Raw genomic sequence first — 15,958 nt, 5'->3', positions numbered from 1 at the left:
GCTAAACAGCCTTATTTAAGTTTTTTGATAGAAATTAGTTAATTTAACTACTGTACCTATCCCTGATGTTTGTCCAGAAGGAATGTTATTATCAATATCACCATTTGTATTTTGAAATAATAATCCCTGACCTAAACCTGATGGATGCAACCTACCGCTATTTGCACCAGTAACAACACGTTCTGTCAGTGTAAAATTTGTGTCTCCCGATGCAACCGCTGCTAATGAAAATGCCTGTGACTGGTCATAAAACCATAAATCAGCCGCACGAGGGTTACCGCCGTTATAAGCATTATACCAACTTCTCAAAGCATCTCTGTAGGTTTGTAAGGTAGTTTGATTTGTATTACCAAAATCTCTTGCCGAACAGTTCATTAATACAATACTTGCATTAGGGTTATCCCTTTTTATATGTGCAACAATTTTAGCAATATTTGCTGTATGTGCAGATGTACTTATTGCCCCGCCACCGTAATCGTTAGTTTGTAAGGATATTATAAATAAATCTCCGCTAATACCATCATAGATGCTATTTGAATCAACCGCTAAACTGGCTACATAAGAATCTGCACCACCGAAACCTTTATTAACCAATCTGACATCCTTTCCTGAATTTCTGAGCATATCACGAACTTGAAATGCCCAAAGATTATTTCCGGTATATGTTTTACCGTTTGCATCATTACCCATATTGCTATATGTGATAGAATCACCTATTACAACCATAGTATACTTTGCATTGTAATTGAAATCTGCTGTAATTTCTGTCCAGTTGATGAAAGTATCAAAATAAGGAATGGTATCGCCAGTGTTACCTAATACTTTTGCCGAAATAGTCATATTGCCGCCTTCATATAGTAATTTATCTACAGGTACATATAATGAACCTCCGTTTGCGCCAAAAACTCCTTCGAAACCAAATACAGTTCCACTCATAGCCTGTCCTGCCGCACTGGTTGTGAAATTACCTCCTGAGCCTGTTACAAGCCATCTTACGGGGCCATCGGCAGAAACACTAAATCCGTTTATATAACCTGCTCTGCCGGGAGATGGTAATACCGTTGCCGTATGTGGTAATGCTTGTTTATATGCGGTAATTCCTGATTTTGGGTAAGTAAATTCAGCATCAGTATTACTACCTGCTATATATTGTTTACCCTCTTTTTCAAGCATAAATTTATACCCACCATATACCAATGAAGGGTTTGTTGAAGTTGTTGGAAATCCTTTACTCATTTTTTAATTATCATCTGTTGAGGCTATCCAGATTCTTTTACCATCTGGATACCATAAGTACAGCGAATTGCTATAACTCTTATTTTCATCGTTTTTAACCCGGTAAATTGCTGTTGATACAGTTGGTGTACCTTTTGCTATCATTAATGCATAGGTGTCAACCATATTAATATTCGGGGTTAAAGCTGCCAAATCAGTAAAGGCTTTACCCACTATTGCGGGTGTTATAGCATACTTCTGATTCTGGTTTGTTATTGAAGCGGTTATACCACTTACGTAATTATTTATATCCATTTGTTAGTCAAATTGGCTTGTAAAGCCCTCAAAAACTATAGGTCTTATATTGGCTTGTGTAGGGATAGTACACGGGTTTATTTCTCTGGTCTGTCTAACCTTTGCGGTAAATACTACCCCGGCTGTTCTGTCTGTTCCAGATTCCGAAAACCTTTGAAAAGTGGTGTCGGTATCCATCAAAAAATCAGGGTAATCATCATCACCGAAAAAGGTTAAAAAGTCATCAGCTATCAATTGAGTGTCATTCCAGATTTCATCTTCGGAATCCTGATTTTGCGGGTCTTCCATATCAGCAATCATAAATTTGAAGCTGTTGATAACCTCTTTACCTGTAATCTGGCTATTGACTGATTGAATATGTACTACCGGGTAAACCAGATTTGGATATGCCGAAAAATCAAAATCATCAGCGTACACTACAGTGTTTATCTGAGCGTGATTTTCAAAAAAATCTATAAGCCTTACCTTGATTTGATTAGTCGTTAGCATTGATAGGGAAATAGGCAGAAGCAATTAAAATCTGCTTCGATAGTAACCGGAATAAAACCCGGTTTTATTGGCTAAACTTTCAAAGTAATCTGAAAGGTTAACTTCATTATCTGGTAAGTACCAACCAGTAACTTCACCAGTACTATCAACCTTATCAGTTGAACAGTTATCAGGTTCATTTAAATCGATTTCTAAGTGCTTTTTAAGCCTTTGCTTATATGTACTGAACTTTGTATCGTAATTATCTTTAACCGCTTCCAGTTCCTTTATATCAAGCGTAGTAGCCCGTTCATCATTCTTGCGGTTTACACCTTTATTGGTAACCTTATAGTGCAACGGGATAAAGCCATAACTAAGCGTACCGTATATCAAAAATGGTTTGATGTAATCATCTAACAATTCCTGATTAACCGCTGTAATGGTGTACCCGGAAATGGTTGATGCTGATACAATTTCATTAGCTATCGCYGTATAAAGGTCTTTACCTAATACTGGCTGCAATTCCAAATTTTGAACCTCTAAAATTGTGTTGGATACTATTTTGGAATCGACATTGGTTTCAATTACGCTGTTATCCTTTATTGTTTGTTCAGAGATAAATAATACTTTAATCATTGTTTGATTCTCCTTCCGGGGTAATTCTAACTACACTGTGTGCAACAAAACGGTGCCTACAGTAAGGGGTAGTTGTATTAGTTGCGGGGTTGTGATAAAAGCCACCTCTGTAAGCGAAAACATCATAGCCAAAAAGTGAACTCATTTGCTGTATATCCTCTCTGGAATAGTATTTATCATTAGCCAAAAGTTTGGCACAAAAAGGTCTGTTGCGGTCATCTTGTACGCCATCGTATGAATACCTTACTTCTACCCTTCTGATGTTTTCCAAAGCAGGCTGCATTGATTTTTCAGTTGGTTTAATGGTTATGCCTTTATCCAAATCTGATTTATTGATAACCCCGGAATCTTCTAAACCCTGAATTACTTTCTTCAAATCTGCTGCGGTTACTGCTATACCTAAATCTTTCCGGATAGCTGCTTTAATTTGAACGATGGTCATATTCTTGATACCGTTCTTAATCAGGTAATCAGCTATATCTTTATCATCATCAAACTGTAGTTCAATGGCTTTTACATCTGAAAAATTTTCAATATTATAATCCAACTTTTTGAATACCCTGAAATCCTGTTTAGCTGAACCAATGTGTTTAACCTTTTCAAAATCGTCATCGGTTAAGTGTTGAAAGTTCATCGTAACATCTGAATTAAAGCCAGTGGGTTTAGCCGGGGCTGTTGAATTGGTATTAGCAGGTGTTGCAACCACCGGGGCGACTGAACCAGTAGCATCAACTTTAGGTAATTCACCTGTAACGGTAGGCTCTTGTGTTGGTACTGGCTTAACTTCATCAATTAACCTATCACCGTTTAAAAGTGGCGGCAATCCTGCTTCCGCTCTGATTTCGTTTACCGTATAGGTTTTCATTTTCATTACATCAGATAAGGTTGCCGAAAACAAAGAACCCTTATCTTTAAATTCCAATTCACCGATTTGGGCATCAGCGAAAAGCTTATTTAACCCTGATTCCAGTTCATTCCTACGGTTCTTAACGAATAGGTTTTTGAAGATTTCATACGCTGTTTCAAGTTCGGTAGCACCGCCCAATTGTCCTTCGGTCTTGATACCAAATAACAAAGGTGATACGGCACTGTGAGCGGTTAAAATATCTTGTAAAACGTCTTTTTTTACTTCTATATAAGCTTTTTCCCATTCAGAAGGTGCAATATTTTTTACATCTGGTGCCTGTCCATCTTTATTTTCAAAACCAATAATCATTTTACCACCGTTTGCCCCGGTATAAGCATTGGTTATCTTTCTTACTGTTTCACGTTTAACTTCATCATTGGGCATACCACCAAAAAAGGTAATGATTGATGATACCGAAAACTGGTTTTCAATATTGTTAATCTGGAAATCCCTGATAGCAATATCAGTTTCCAAAGACTTGATAGCCCCTGAATAATCGGGTATAGGGTGAATATTATTTACTGATGGTGAATAAGAGGTAAAGAAAAACAGCTTATTGGTACAATCTGCATTAATGCCCGGTTTCCAGTAATCATAACTTACATTAATATTTGGCTCCCTAAACCAATCATTGCTATACCAGAATTTAGAGCGGTCACGGTTACATCTTACTTTGTGGGCGGGTACGTGATTGTACTGAATTGGATTACCCAACTTGTTATAAACCACTTCAACCGCATAGTAATTGAATATTAGGTAATCATTAACTAATTTGCTGATGAACTCCGGGAAAGAATCTTTAGCATTAGGTTTTAATATAACAGCGGTATCACCGCCTTTAACGGTTACACCATCGCCTATGATGTAATCAATTTTGGAATTGATTATACCTTTGTGAAGCGGGGATTCATTATATAATTTAAGTAAGAAATTAGGATACAGATTATTTAGTCCGTAAGGAACGAACCTGTCTGTACTGGTAGAATTTATTACTTCTATGGGTAATTCGGTAACGTGACTATTGAACTTAATTAAATCCCTCTCACTTGCTGCTTCCGTTTTTTTAGTCATTTATTGATTTGTAGGTATAGAAATCAGAAGTATCATCTGATTTGTAGATTATTGGCTGTACCAGTACGGCAGGGGCTATTATTTTAGCTTTACCTGTTTCAACCGGATTGCCCAAAACAGTTTCATCAGTAGTTGATGTTGCGGATTGATACACAGCATAGGTATATAAGCCAGTATCCAAGTCATTGAAGATTGAAGTATCAACTTTGAAGTGGTCATACCTCGAAAGGTTTGAACTGATATTAAGCGGTAAAATGAATCGGGATTTTGTCCGGTTGAAATCGCTGGTAAGCACCAACAAGTAAACCGGGCTAACTATAGTGGTTAATTCCGTAAGTGTGAAGATTAAATCTGTTTTCTGGTTGCTTTTATTTATTAATAACATTCCTGCCTGTTTGTACAGGAAATAAGACTTTGAGGGAAATAAAAAAGCCTTTACCCGGTTAAGGATAAAGGCTTAGAAAGAATGGGCACGTTACAAACAGTCGTTCAGTACTGTAATTTCAAAAAAGGAAAAAATGACTTCCAGTTTAACGGTTTTGTCACCAATGACGTAATCGAATTCATAATTACCAAAATTTGTAACTTTGCTCAAATGTTTAAAAGTCTGAACCCAAATTTCTGTGTTGACACCTACTGTCCTTGACGGCGGTTGTACGGAATAATAAAACAGCATAGACAATATATGGCAGAATGGTAAAAAGTTTTATTTTTAACTTATAAATCGCTCATTTTCCAATAAAAAAGCCTTTACCCGGTTAAGGATAAAGGCTGCCTAACTAATTAGGTTATTAACTTGTTTACGTTAAACTTTGTCTACGATTGTAGCAATTAAAGAAGGGTCTACTGTTGAAGTTAACGATTCCTGAACACCTGAAAACTTCAAAATGTAACCGTTCATATCACCATTTTTTGTACCTGACGCTTCATCAATATCAGTTAGTTCGGTAAAACCATTTAAACCAGTAACTACATAAGTACCGCTTCTTAGCTTCATTAAAATAGCAACTGGTGCCTGTAGTAATGAATCGATGAAAGTTTTAGCAACGTCTGAAATACTTGAAATAGTAATTGAAGTTTCTGTTTGATTCTCGAAAGAACCAGTTGAACTATCTCTTTTTGCTGTACCCTTAAATGATACAGATTCTTTTAGTAAGCCTACGCTAACAAAGGTTTTACCGGTTGCCAAAGCAATGTTTGAAACCACTGTTGAACCAGAGGCAAAAGCATAAGCTTCTGTTGAACCTGAAATTACGCCAAGGTCATTAGCAGATATAATCCACATTTTACCAACACCACCTGAAATACCTCTACCGCACTGTTTTGTATAAGCTACTACGCTTCCGCATAAATTTGCCATATATATTTTTCTCTTGAATTGAGATTAATTAGAGGGCTGCACCATTTTGTGCAACCCCGTTATCAATCATCTTTTATTATTATCTGCTTATACAGTAGCTACGCCAATTTCATTTACATACACTGGTTTTACACCAAGTGCATAATGGAAATCCATATAGATGTTTTGGGTCTCAATTGAATATTCCATAGTTGCCTTTTCGGATTCGCCTAAAAGGTCGGTTGCCATCTGGAATGAGCGTAAACGACCGATGTAGATTTTACGTGTACCGTTCAAACCATCAACCGGAACTAACTTCATTGAAGTACCGAATAAGTAATGGTCTTCGGTAGGTTTGTAGATGTTTTTGTTAGCCAAGGCTACATTGTATTCGTTGAATACATCGGTACCTACGAAGATAACCGCATCAGCCTGTTCAGTGATTTTTGAAGGGGTTGCTAAGAATGCTGCCTGCAATTTTTCAATTACAGTTGCACCAGAAGCGATAGTACCACCAGTTAAAGGAATGTAAGCACCCGCACCGATTTGCTTAATGAAACCATCGAATTTACCTAAAGTGGTAGAACCTGATTGTGCTACCGTATCGCCTTGCCACAAAAGCTTTTCGTTTTCCTGAGCAATCTTAGCTGCTCTGGCTTGCATAATTTCGTTTGCAAACAATGCTTCGGTATAAGTCTGTCCCTTTGTTAGGTACTGAACCATCCAAGCATTCTCCAACGGTTTAGGGCAAAGGTTTTGTTCATCCTTTAAAGGGTAAACAGTTATGATTGCTTGTGTGAAGTTGGCGTTACCTGATGGTGTACGACCGCAACCTGTAGAATTTTGTAATGCTACATCTGTTGAAAGTAATTGTAATGCGTATTGTCCTTTTACGCCTAATGTTACTGAACCTGCATTTTTAAGTACTGTTGCAGTTTGGTTACCGAATACCGTATCAACCAAAAGTGTTTTTGAAGTTTGGTCTACGTACTGTGGTAATGCTGAAATGTTAAAACCCATTTTTCGTTTTCTCTTATCTCGTTATTTTTATATCCCTGCCGGGATAGCTAAAAGGCTTTGTTGAATACCTTTTATGTTTATTATTTTTTAGTCCAGATTGATGCAAGTGCATTCAATTTGTTGGCTTTATCCTCTTTCGCTTCTAATGATTTATCTACTTTAGAAAATTCTGCCGGGGTGTCTGATAGTACCTCAAAAGCACCTTTGATTGCGTTAAACTGTTCGCCAAGGGCTGACATAGCTTGCGCTGATGCTTTACCTTCCAAGGCGGTTTTGATGGTGTTAATCATCGTATCCAATTCAGTGATTTTTTGAACCAGTGTAGCGATAGCTGCGGTATTATCTGGTGCTACTGGCGCCGGGGCAACTGGTGCTGCATCTTCTTTAGCTTCTTCTGCCGGGGTTTCAGTTGCTTCTTCTTCTGGTGAACCTTCTACAGGTGCCTCAACTTCTTTAGGGTCTTCGGCAACTGGTGCTGCTTCGGCAGGGGCTTTTATTACTTTATCTATTTTGCCACCTTTGGTTGAAAATTCAACACCGTTGGCTAAATTGTAAGTATCATCGGCTGCTGCCTGTGAACCCATTGCACTTGATACGCTTACTGCTGTACCCGGTACTAATTCGCCCTGTACATCAACTAATTCATCAGAATCAACACGTTTTACCGCTTCAAATTCCGCTTCTTCTTCCTTAGTGGAAAAAAGCATAGTGATTGCTTTGGTAGCGTTCTTTATAGCTAATATTGCTTCGTTTTTATTCATTTGTTGGTTATTATATTGGTAATAGGAATCCCGAAGGAATAATTTGATTACCCTTCGGGAACATTGCTGTTACCCTTTAATTTTATTCACTCTTTCAAGTGCAGTATTAAATTCTTTGATTGCTTTTTGGAGGTCTAAATCTTCGATATCAGATTTGCCGTCACTTAATTGATTTGTTGGGAACAAACCAAAAACACCTTCTACTGAAAAGCCTTTAATAGTACCTTTTTTGATTTCCCGCCAGATTTCGGGGTTACAGACTTTTACGCCTACTATCCAACCGCCGTCCAGATTTGGCAATCCTTTGGGGGCGTTGATACCCTTATCTACATCAACTAAGTAAGATTGAAAAACGAAAGAATCTGCCGGGATAGCAGAATGTTCAATATTGGTCTGATTGAATAATCCTTTTTGCGCAAATACCTGCGCTATTTTCCTGATGGTATGCTTACTGAAAACAGCGTAATAATTACCGGAAGGGCTGGTACGGAAAATTGGTTTATCCGCTTGCATTGCATAGCCCAACAACTCAAACTTTTCATCATTAACAGCGAAGTTCTGAACCTGACTAAAGCTTAGAAAATCGGATTCAGTAGCCGGGGAATTTACAATTGAAATTGCTGATACATAAGAATCTTCAAGTTCATTTATTTTAAGTTCAATTACGGGTAATTTCATATACCCGGTAATAGGAATTAAGCGGGTAAATATTGGGCTTAGTGCATATGCTTTTTATTAACTTCGGAGATAAAACAATATATATGAAAACAACCCACGGCATTCAGGTTTATGAGATTTTAGAAAATGGTAATTTACTTAATGGTATTTATACCAATACAGATTTATTACACGATGTAATAAATCCAATAAATAAAAAAAAGGAAAAACACTATTATATAGATAGCGAAATTGCCCGAAAAATAACCTATGACAATGAAGGAGTTAAAGGAATATATGAATGCAGATATATTGAAACAAACAACAAATTAGTGACAAATTGTAAGTTAGAAATCTCGAAACATAATGAGGTATTCGAATTTAGGTGGAGTCAAGGAGATGAACTAATTTGGGAAGGATTAGGATTAATGGCGGGTACTATGCACATTTCAGTTTCTTATATCTAAACTATAAAATTCACAAACTGAAACATAACAATTTGTAATTTTAATATGCTGATAAACAATAATAAATTTATGGAAATGGTACCGCTCCCCCTCCAAGGTGAATATGTCCGGGCTTATCTGCCTTTATATTGGTAGAATTATACATATTTATGCTTTCCGTTTGGAATTGACTTGCGAGCGTGTCTTTTTCCATCATTACAAGTACTGAATACTTCCGGCAACTGTCGCTGTTACCTAAATTACTATAACTGGCTGCCAAATAAAATGCAGTTTTAAAATACGGTCTCATTTTATAAGATTCAGTTAAATTAACAATACTGCTCTTAAAATCCCGCAAGACATATTGATGAAAACCTACATCAAAAAGTTTTTGATATTCTAACACCCCCTTCTTTCCCTTATCGTTAGGCGGGGTAGTACTAATTACCTTAACAACCGGGCTACTTTCAGTATTGATTATAGGAGGGTGATAAATCACATCACTTTTTGAAGTGTCTGGCGGCGTATAATCGATATCGTAAGTTTTGTTTACATACATAGCGTATCCGATTAAGATTACTCCTAATAGAACAAACAATAAACCCGGCGATGAACTGGCTAACCCTGCCTTTGCTCCTTTAAATTCAGACGTGAATTTAAATTTACCCTGAACGCCATTTGAAATTAGGGAATACCCTAATCTTATTGTTAAATATCCTAACAAAAAGCAGAACATTTTCAATAAAATAACTAAAGCAACCGGGATAAAAAGTTTTAAGTCCATAAGGTTAAGTTTTAATAAAAATAACAACAACAACTTATAAATCAAAGCATAACAAATAATTTTTATATAGTTGATTGTCTATCCAAATAACTTGCTCTATCCTGACTTGATGTAATGTCTTTTTCGAGCACAAACGCCCTTAATGGTTCTTGCTTTTTAGGGTCTGGCTGATTAACTACCTGAACTTGTTGTACACCCTTTTGAGCCTGATTCAATACCGTTGAATTAATTTGTGGTGCCGAATAAGAAGGTGCCGAACCAGAACCGCCACCAGTTGAACCCGGTACCTTAACAGCTAAGATTGATTTTACACTTTGAAAACCTGCTGCAACCGCCGTAGCTGCTGCAATCGGTGCCAATATCGGCCCGACATACGGTATACCAACAACGGATTCATAAGCCTTAACGGCAGATAAATATGTACTAATGGTAGCCGAAGCAACCGCCAATATTTTCCCGGCAACTGTCGTTTTACCGGCGATATCTGCTGCACCCTGCAAAGCATCACCAATTACTTGATAGGTAGCTAATTTGGCATCCTTTTCTTTTTGCGCTAATTCAATTTTAGCGGTAGTCGCTTCATCTTCTAAATCGTGGCTGTTCCTTTGATAGTCGGCATCTAACTGTTGTAACTTATCATAGTTATACGCTGCCAAGTCCCGTTCCTTTTGATATTGAGCAGTAAGGGTTGCCAGTTTTGCATTCCTGATAGCCTGCTCTTTTTGAAATTGTTGCTCCGGGGTGTCAAGAACTTTACCAACTTTAGCCCGGTTGGCATCGGTTACTTTAGTTTCATTTAATTGTGCTGCATCCGCCGCATCTGAATACTTTTCGGCACTATCTACTCTACCTAATTGAAAGGTTTGTGATTGAATAATCTTATTCTTTTCTTGCGGGGTAGCGTTCTTTAAAGCACTTTCAGCATCCTTTAAAATGGCTTTACGTTTCTTATCAAAATCAGTTAATGTTTCGTCATCAGCTTTTTCTAAGTAATCCTTTATCTGGTCTGCATATTTCTTATTAATTCTGGCTTCTTCAATACCTTGCGCCTCTTTTAATTGACTGGTATCTTTGCCGTATTTGGTGGCGATAGCTATTAAAGATTTGTACTTAAAATTTGCATCGGAAATTTCTATTTCACGTTGAGATTTTAAACCTCCCAAGATTATTTTAGACGCTGCATCATTCCCGGCTTTAAGTTTATCCAGTTCAGCCTTTTTAAGTGCATCAGCCTTTTGTTGCGCCGCTTTACGTAGTTTATCCGCTTCATCCTGTCTTTTCTTGATTGCCGTATTTTGGATTACCGTAATTTCAGATAACCCATCTGCCAGTTTCTTCTTATAATCGTCCGCATCCTTATCCAGTACCGAATTTTTAAGCTGCTGATTCTTGATTTCTAAAGCAGTGGTATCTTCGCCAAGGGCTTTACGCTCTTTGATGATACGTTCATTAGCCAAGATTTCATTATTAACTCTGGCTATACGTTCTTCTTCCGCATACTTTGCAGCCTTTTTTGAAGCACCTTCTTTGTAGTTATCAACTACATTTAAATCACTGGCAATCTGGCTTACACCATCTTTGAAATCCTGTACCGCTGCTTTAAAGTCACCAGATAAAGCGTGAATTAAGATTTTAACCCCGGCTATGATTTCATCAATTGGAATCTTTAAGAATTTGATAAGGACGTTGCCCAAACCAAAAACCACTTCCATAGTTTCCTTAAATAAGCCTTTGGCACCACCTAAAGAAGGGAAAAGGTTATCAATTGATTTCTTTAAAGAATCCCAATTTGATACCATATAGGCGATTAAGCTGATGACTAAGCCAATACCGATAGCTTTTAAGGCTGTACCAAAACCAACCGCTGCAACTGTTGAAGCTTCTTCGGCTACCGTTACTAATTCCTGTGTTGCTGCCTGAGCAATATTAGCTTCACTGGCTGCTACTGATTCTGCTGTACCCGTTGCTAAGGTTGCATCATAAGCGGTTTGGGCTGCTGCTAATTCTGCTACTGCTGCTGTTTTTGCAGCCATAGTTTCTAAATAAGCCTGTTCAGCCCCGGTCATTCCTATAGTAGCATCTAAACCTTCGGCTTTGATAGCTAATAAAGCTGCTTCTGAATCTAAATTAAGTTGATTAACAGCTTCGTTAGCTGCTGCTAAACGCTCTGATGCTATCTGCTGTTCAGAAATGGCTACTGTTACTGCTTCGGTTGCTGCAACCTGTTCAACCGCACCTTCAACAACCGCTGCTGTTTGTGCTTTGGCTGCTGTTGTGCCTAAACCTAAAACGTTGATGAATGAACGCCAACCTGAACTAATTTCGTGAATTGAAGATATGGCGTGTGATAAAGCTAAGATTCCCTGTAATTTCAACATTACTTCTTCGGCTTTTTGCCCGTGCAAACCAAACAGTGCCATTGCGCCCGCCGCACCAGTCATACCAACCGCTGCACCTTTGGCAATATTGGCTATACCTGCTAACTTATTTGAAGGGTCATACGCTTCTATCTGGTCTTTGAAATCCCTTGCAGCTAACTTTAAACGCCCTAATTCCTTAGCCCCGTCCCTAAAAGCCTGTGAGTTTCTGCCCTGAACCTGTTCAATCTTTTGCAGGTCGGCGGTCAACTCCCTTATTTGAAGCTTATAGGATTTAACATTAGTAGTACCTAAATCCTGCTGACTAACTGATTGAATCTTTTGGTTTAAAGCCTGAATACCCTGATTAGCTTCTTCGGTATTCAACCCAACATTTATTAATATTTTTTCTTCTCCGTTATCTGGCATTTCCAATTCTTTTGAGAGGAAATAGGCTATTGGGGATAGATTCAGGTAGGTTTAAGATAAAACCGTCCTTCCAGGAGGAAGGGCGATTTTATGAAGCATATTAAAATATTGGTTTAAGAGATTGCCGGGATCCGGCAATCCTATTAAATAGTAATTTAAGCCGGGAGTTAAGATATTGTTGGCGGTAAACCTCTACAGCTTTGAATTTCCGCAATAGCACCGCTTACCACGCTGTAACCGTTTGTACCGTCTGAATACCAACCATCGGCAACCAGTGAAGTACCAGTTGAATCTTTTACAACGGTACCTATACGTGGTGTTGGGTCACTGATTTTATAATTAATATAGGTGGTGTGTCCATCGTTCGCAACCTGACAACTTAAATATTTGGTCGAACCTGTTAGGTAATAGTCATCGTAAGTCATACCAGTTAAAGACGCTGTAGTTCCTGAATTGATAATAGTTGATTGCGTATTGGTCTGATACCAATAAGCATCATTGCCGTAATAAGCGCTGATATTTCTTGTAGCGTTACCCCCGGCATAGCTAAATATTGTTACACCGCTATTCAATGTACCGTTACTGGTTACAAAATTGGTTCTGCCTGTCATTGAAGTAGCAACTGTTGGGTTGTTTGCAAATCCTAAACTAAAAGTGGTACCAGTATAAACACAAATTCCGTTAACGTTAGCATAAGTTTGCCCGGACGTTGCAGCTTCATTTGCAGCCATAGCGTTTGCATCCGCTACAGATACCAAACTATTGTACTTATGTACTGAAACTAAATAATATAAAGCTTCACCTGTATAACCAGAAGTAGTACAATCATTCTTCCTGACAAAGGTTGCATAGATATCATTCCAAAAACCATCAGTTATTACCGCCGAATCGTTAATATAAGCTATTTGCAACTTAATAGTTGAAGGTTGATTTGAATTGCTGTATTCAACCGATAAAAGTTTAAAATAGTTGTGTCCTAATACGCTATTAAAATAAATGGGCTTTCTGAAATCAAGATTTTGGATATCAATTTCATTCAGGTAAGCGGTAGTTTCAATAATTCGGGTGTTACTATCCTGTAATTCCGCAAACTGGTCTGCATAATACCTATCATATAAATTCTTTTTACCAGAACCAAAGTTATTAAGGATACCACCAGACGTATAAAACACTTCGTTGGGCTGACCAAAGGTTAAATCAACAAATTCATTATTTGAACTCAATGTATATTCGTTTGCTTCGGCATATTGGGTAAAAGTATAGCCTGATACGTGGGCTGAATCAATTGAACTGAAATAATAGGTTTGGGTTGCTGCACTTAACTGAATTTTACCTACTTCATAAGAAGGGCAATTGATTAAGCCATTGTAAAATAAAATACGTGGTACAGTTACCTTTGCTTTTTTAGTATTATCAGTATTCAATTCCCATAACCAAGGTACATTACGCCCATTGTATGAAGCTACCGGGGTTGAACCAAATATCAATTCAATTGATTTATCCGAACCGTTTGTGGTACCTGTAATGGTTAAATTACCATAGGTATCACCATATTTGTCTTTATAGAATTTGCTGTAAAAATCAGTGTCTTCCTTAAACTTGAAGGTGTATAAATTGAAAATATCAGAAACAGGTGTTTGTGTAAAACTTGCATTATCTATTTTATCAGTCCAATCTAAAGCAGTATTAATGATATTGGCTGCTGTAAAACTGTTATAATAATCATTGTACGGGGTAAAAATGATATTGTGGGAATCTTCCGGGTCGGGATACACATAAAGGTTAAACATCTGTATAACGCTTTTCAGGAAATCAGCCTGTTTAATTTTTTGGCTATTYTGCCCAACCAATACCGCTGTATCACCTAAATTAAGTGTTACCGTTGATGATGCTACAGCACTACCAATTTTCAAATCAGCACTGATAACATTAACGGTCACGTTGCTATCATCATCGTAATTATCCATAAAGATTAACAAAGCCAGTTGTCCACCTACATCAAACTGATGTGTAAACGATACGTTAAAAGTATCAGGATGAAATTGATAAGTAAAAAGTGGTTGTGAATAATCCCAAGTATAACTTTTATTACTTTCCCCAATTGATTCAAATTGCCCGTTGGGGTCACTTCTGTATTCAACAACACACCTTACATTGGCTTTATTACCCGCAACCAATGCGGTTACCACATTTGCAGTAGCTGTAATAGTTGTGTTAATCTTATTGTCGATAGTTATTTTGGTATCATCCGCTAAAATTGGATTGATAATCGTTTGGTCATCTGCACCGCTAATAATGGTATCAAAAACAACCAAGTGATTGAACTCATTTCTGGAATGTACAGAATCGTACGATGTTTGCCCGTTGGCGTTATATTGCTGTGGATTGATAGTTTTGGCTAACTCAAATATTACACCCGGTGTTCTGGAATAACTAAAATCTGAATCCCCGTTCGGCATTAATGCCTTATTAAATTCATCAACAAATTCTGTTGAACCTGTTACCGTATAACGGTAATTACCAGTTATCCCTGATTGATTGAACATGGCATTGAAATATTCTTTCAAGTATAAAGCAGGGCGAAAAGAACCGTAATCAATCTTATTATCAAAAGCAGTATCCGGGGTCACTGATGTACCGTAATCTATCAACGGATAAACATAACCCTGTCCCGTTGTACCAGTAACGGTAACACCATTTTTTTGATAGACATTGAACCAACTGTTTTTGATGGTTGCCATATCATACGTATGGTTAAAAGCAGTGAAATTCAAATCGGATAATAGCTTATCCTGAATCTTATTGAAGAAATCAACTAAGTAACCTTTAATGCTACAATCGTAAGTGATGTTACCCAACTTATCCCGGTTAGCAGATATAAAGTGAAGCTTACCTACAAATATTAAAGTACTACCTTCATACACCTGACAATCTATATCTTTTGTGATGTTGAAGTTGAAAAGAAAAGATAGATTAACAGTATCATCAACTACCCTATTCAGATTTGAAAGGTTACCAAATACTAAAGCATTATTCTTAGAATTCTTAAAAGTTATAGTTTTAGAAATTGCATCTTTTCGTTTAGAAACATCTGCAATATCTGCAACCTGAAATGTATTAGTTAAGTCTATACCTTCACAATCAAGAGTAGCATAATTCCCGGTTGAACCAGTAGTAGAATCTATTAAAAATATTTGATAATTGTTATTTTGGGTCATTCCTTTTTTAAAGGAAATAGCCTTTTACCTTAAATTTCTTGCCTCCGGGCGGGGTAATACTTTAGGTTCAAAATGTTTTCGTGATGTTACAGTAGGAATAACAGTTGTTGTCTTTTCAAAGTTTCTTTGAGCTTCCGCTAACTGGATTTTCAAGAGTAAATCTTGCGGCTTTTGTATCTTAATAAACCAAAAATAAAGTCCTAAGAAAAATAAAAGTAATCCAGATGTTAGGAGAGCAATAAAATAAAATCCTTCCCAAAACACTTTTGAGTTATAAAAATCTATATTTTCCTTTTTCTCTTTTACATAATCAGTATCATAATTTATTGTAAGTG

Annotated in this window: 15 protein-coding genes; 1 reads left to right on the top strand and 14 read right to left on the bottom strand. The window is 37.2% G+C overall.

The window, feature by feature from the left end:
* Window positions 1-15: 15 nt before the first annotated feature.
* The 10 genes from AC1DU2_RS30325 to AC1DU2_RS30280 all read right to left on the bottom strand — a co-directional run bounded on the left by AC1DU2_RS30325 (window position 16) and on the right by AC1DU2_RS30280 (window position 8,410).
* On the bottom strand, window positions 16-1,236 hold the full coding sequence (locus tag AC1DU2_RS30325; protein WP_477389297.1) for an SGNH/GDSL hydrolase family protein: 1,221 nt from the start codon (window positions 1,234-1,236) through the stop codon (window positions 16-18).
* Window positions 1,237-1,239: 3 nt separating this feature from the next.
* The gene (locus AC1DU2_RS30320; RefSeq protein ID WP_477389295.1) at window positions 1,240-1,530 is read right to left on the bottom strand and encodes a hypothetical protein; all 291 of its coding nucleotides are present in this window, start codon (window positions 1,528-1,530) and stop codon (window positions 1,240-1,242) included.
* A 3-nt stretch (window positions 1,531-1,533) separates the two neighbouring features.
* Window positions 1,534-2,043, bottom strand: coding sequence for a hypothetical protein (locus AC1DU2_RS30315; RefSeq protein ID WP_477389293.1), 510 nt, complete (start codon window positions 2,041-2,043; stop codon window positions 1,534-1,536).
* Window positions 2,044-2,634 carry a DUF6712 family protein gene (locus AC1DU2_RS30310; protein ID WP_477389292.1) on the bottom strand — a complete coding sequence of 197 codons (591 nt, stop codon included), beginning with the start codon at window positions 2,632-2,634 and terminating at the stop codon, window positions 2,044-2,046.
* The gene (locus tag AC1DU2_RS30305) at window positions 2,627-4,612 is read right to left on the bottom strand and encodes a hypothetical protein (RefSeq protein ID WP_477389290.1); all 1,986 of its coding nucleotides are present in this window, start codon (window positions 4,610-4,612) and stop codon (window positions 2,627-2,629) included. The genes AC1DU2_RS30310 and AC1DU2_RS30305 overlap by 8 nt, the downstream gene beginning before the upstream one ends.
* Window positions 4,605-4,997, bottom strand: coding sequence for a hypothetical protein (locus AC1DU2_RS30300; protein ID WP_477389288.1), 393 nt, complete (start codon window positions 4,995-4,997; stop codon window positions 4,605-4,607). The genes AC1DU2_RS30305 and AC1DU2_RS30300 overlap by 8 nt, the downstream gene beginning before the upstream one ends.
* Before the next feature lie 420 nt (window positions 4,998-5,417).
* Entirely contained in the window at window positions 5,418-5,972 is a 555-nt protein-coding gene (locus AC1DU2_RS30295) for a hypothetical protein (RefSeq protein WP_477389286.1), read from the bottom strand.
* A gap of 87 nt (window positions 5,973-6,059) precedes the next feature.
* Window positions 6,060-6,971, bottom strand: a complete 912-nt coding sequence (locus tag AC1DU2_RS30290; protein ID WP_477389284.1) for a hypothetical protein — start codon at window positions 6,969-6,971, stop codon at window positions 6,060-6,062.
* An 80-nt stretch (window positions 6,972-7,051) separates the two neighbouring features.
* Window positions 7,052-7,732 (bottom strand): hypothetical protein, encoded by a 681-nt coding sequence (locus AC1DU2_RS30285; RefSeq protein ID WP_477389282.1) that lies wholly within the window; start codon window positions 7,730-7,732, stop codon window positions 7,052-7,054.
* 69 nt (window positions 7,733-7,801) lie between these two features.
* Window positions 7,802-8,410, bottom strand: a complete 609-nt coding sequence (locus tag AC1DU2_RS30280) for an XkdF-like putative serine protease domain-containing protein (protein WP_477389280.1) — start codon at window positions 8,408-8,410, stop codon at window positions 7,802-7,804.
* An 83-nt stretch (window positions 8,411-8,493) separates the two neighbouring features.
* Between AC1DU2_RS30280 and AC1DU2_RS30275 the strand changes: the two genes are divergently transcribed.
* Complete coding sequence (locus AC1DU2_RS30275) at window positions 8,494-8,856, top strand: hypothetical protein (RefSeq protein WP_477389278.1); 363 nt, start codon at window positions 8,494-8,496, stop codon at window positions 8,854-8,856.
* A gap of 67 nt (window positions 8,857-8,923) precedes the next feature.
* On the opposite strand, the gene AC1DU2_RS30270 is transcribed toward AC1DU2_RS30275, so the two are convergent.
* From AC1DU2_RS30270 to AC1DU2_RS30255, 4 genes are all read right to left on the bottom strand, one after another.
* Complete coding sequence (locus AC1DU2_RS30270) at window positions 8,924-9,619, bottom strand: hypothetical protein (protein WP_477389276.1); 696 nt, start codon at window positions 9,617-9,619, stop codon at window positions 8,924-8,926.
* A 62-nt stretch (window positions 9,620-9,681) separates the two neighbouring features.
* Entirely contained in the window at window positions 9,682-12,405 is a 2,724-nt protein-coding gene (locus AC1DU2_RS30265) for a hypothetical protein (protein ID WP_477389274.1), read from the bottom strand.
* A gap of 167 nt (window positions 12,406-12,572) precedes the next feature.
* On the bottom strand, window positions 12,573-15,623 hold the full coding sequence (locus tag AC1DU2_RS30260) for a DUF5977 domain-containing protein (protein ID WP_477389272.1): 3,051 nt from the start codon (window positions 15,621-15,623) through the stop codon (window positions 12,573-12,575).
* 24 nt (window positions 15,624-15,647) lie between these two features.
* A partial coding sequence (locus tag AC1DU2_RS30255; RefSeq protein WP_477389270.1) for a hypothetical protein occupies window positions 15,648-15,958 on the bottom strand: 311 nt, incomplete at its 5' end.

This window comes from Mucilaginibacter sp. P4_C11 (assembly GCF_056402115.1).
The sequence above is the reverse complement of the archived record's forward strand: the minus strand, read 5'-3'. Positions and strand labels throughout refer to the sequence as shown.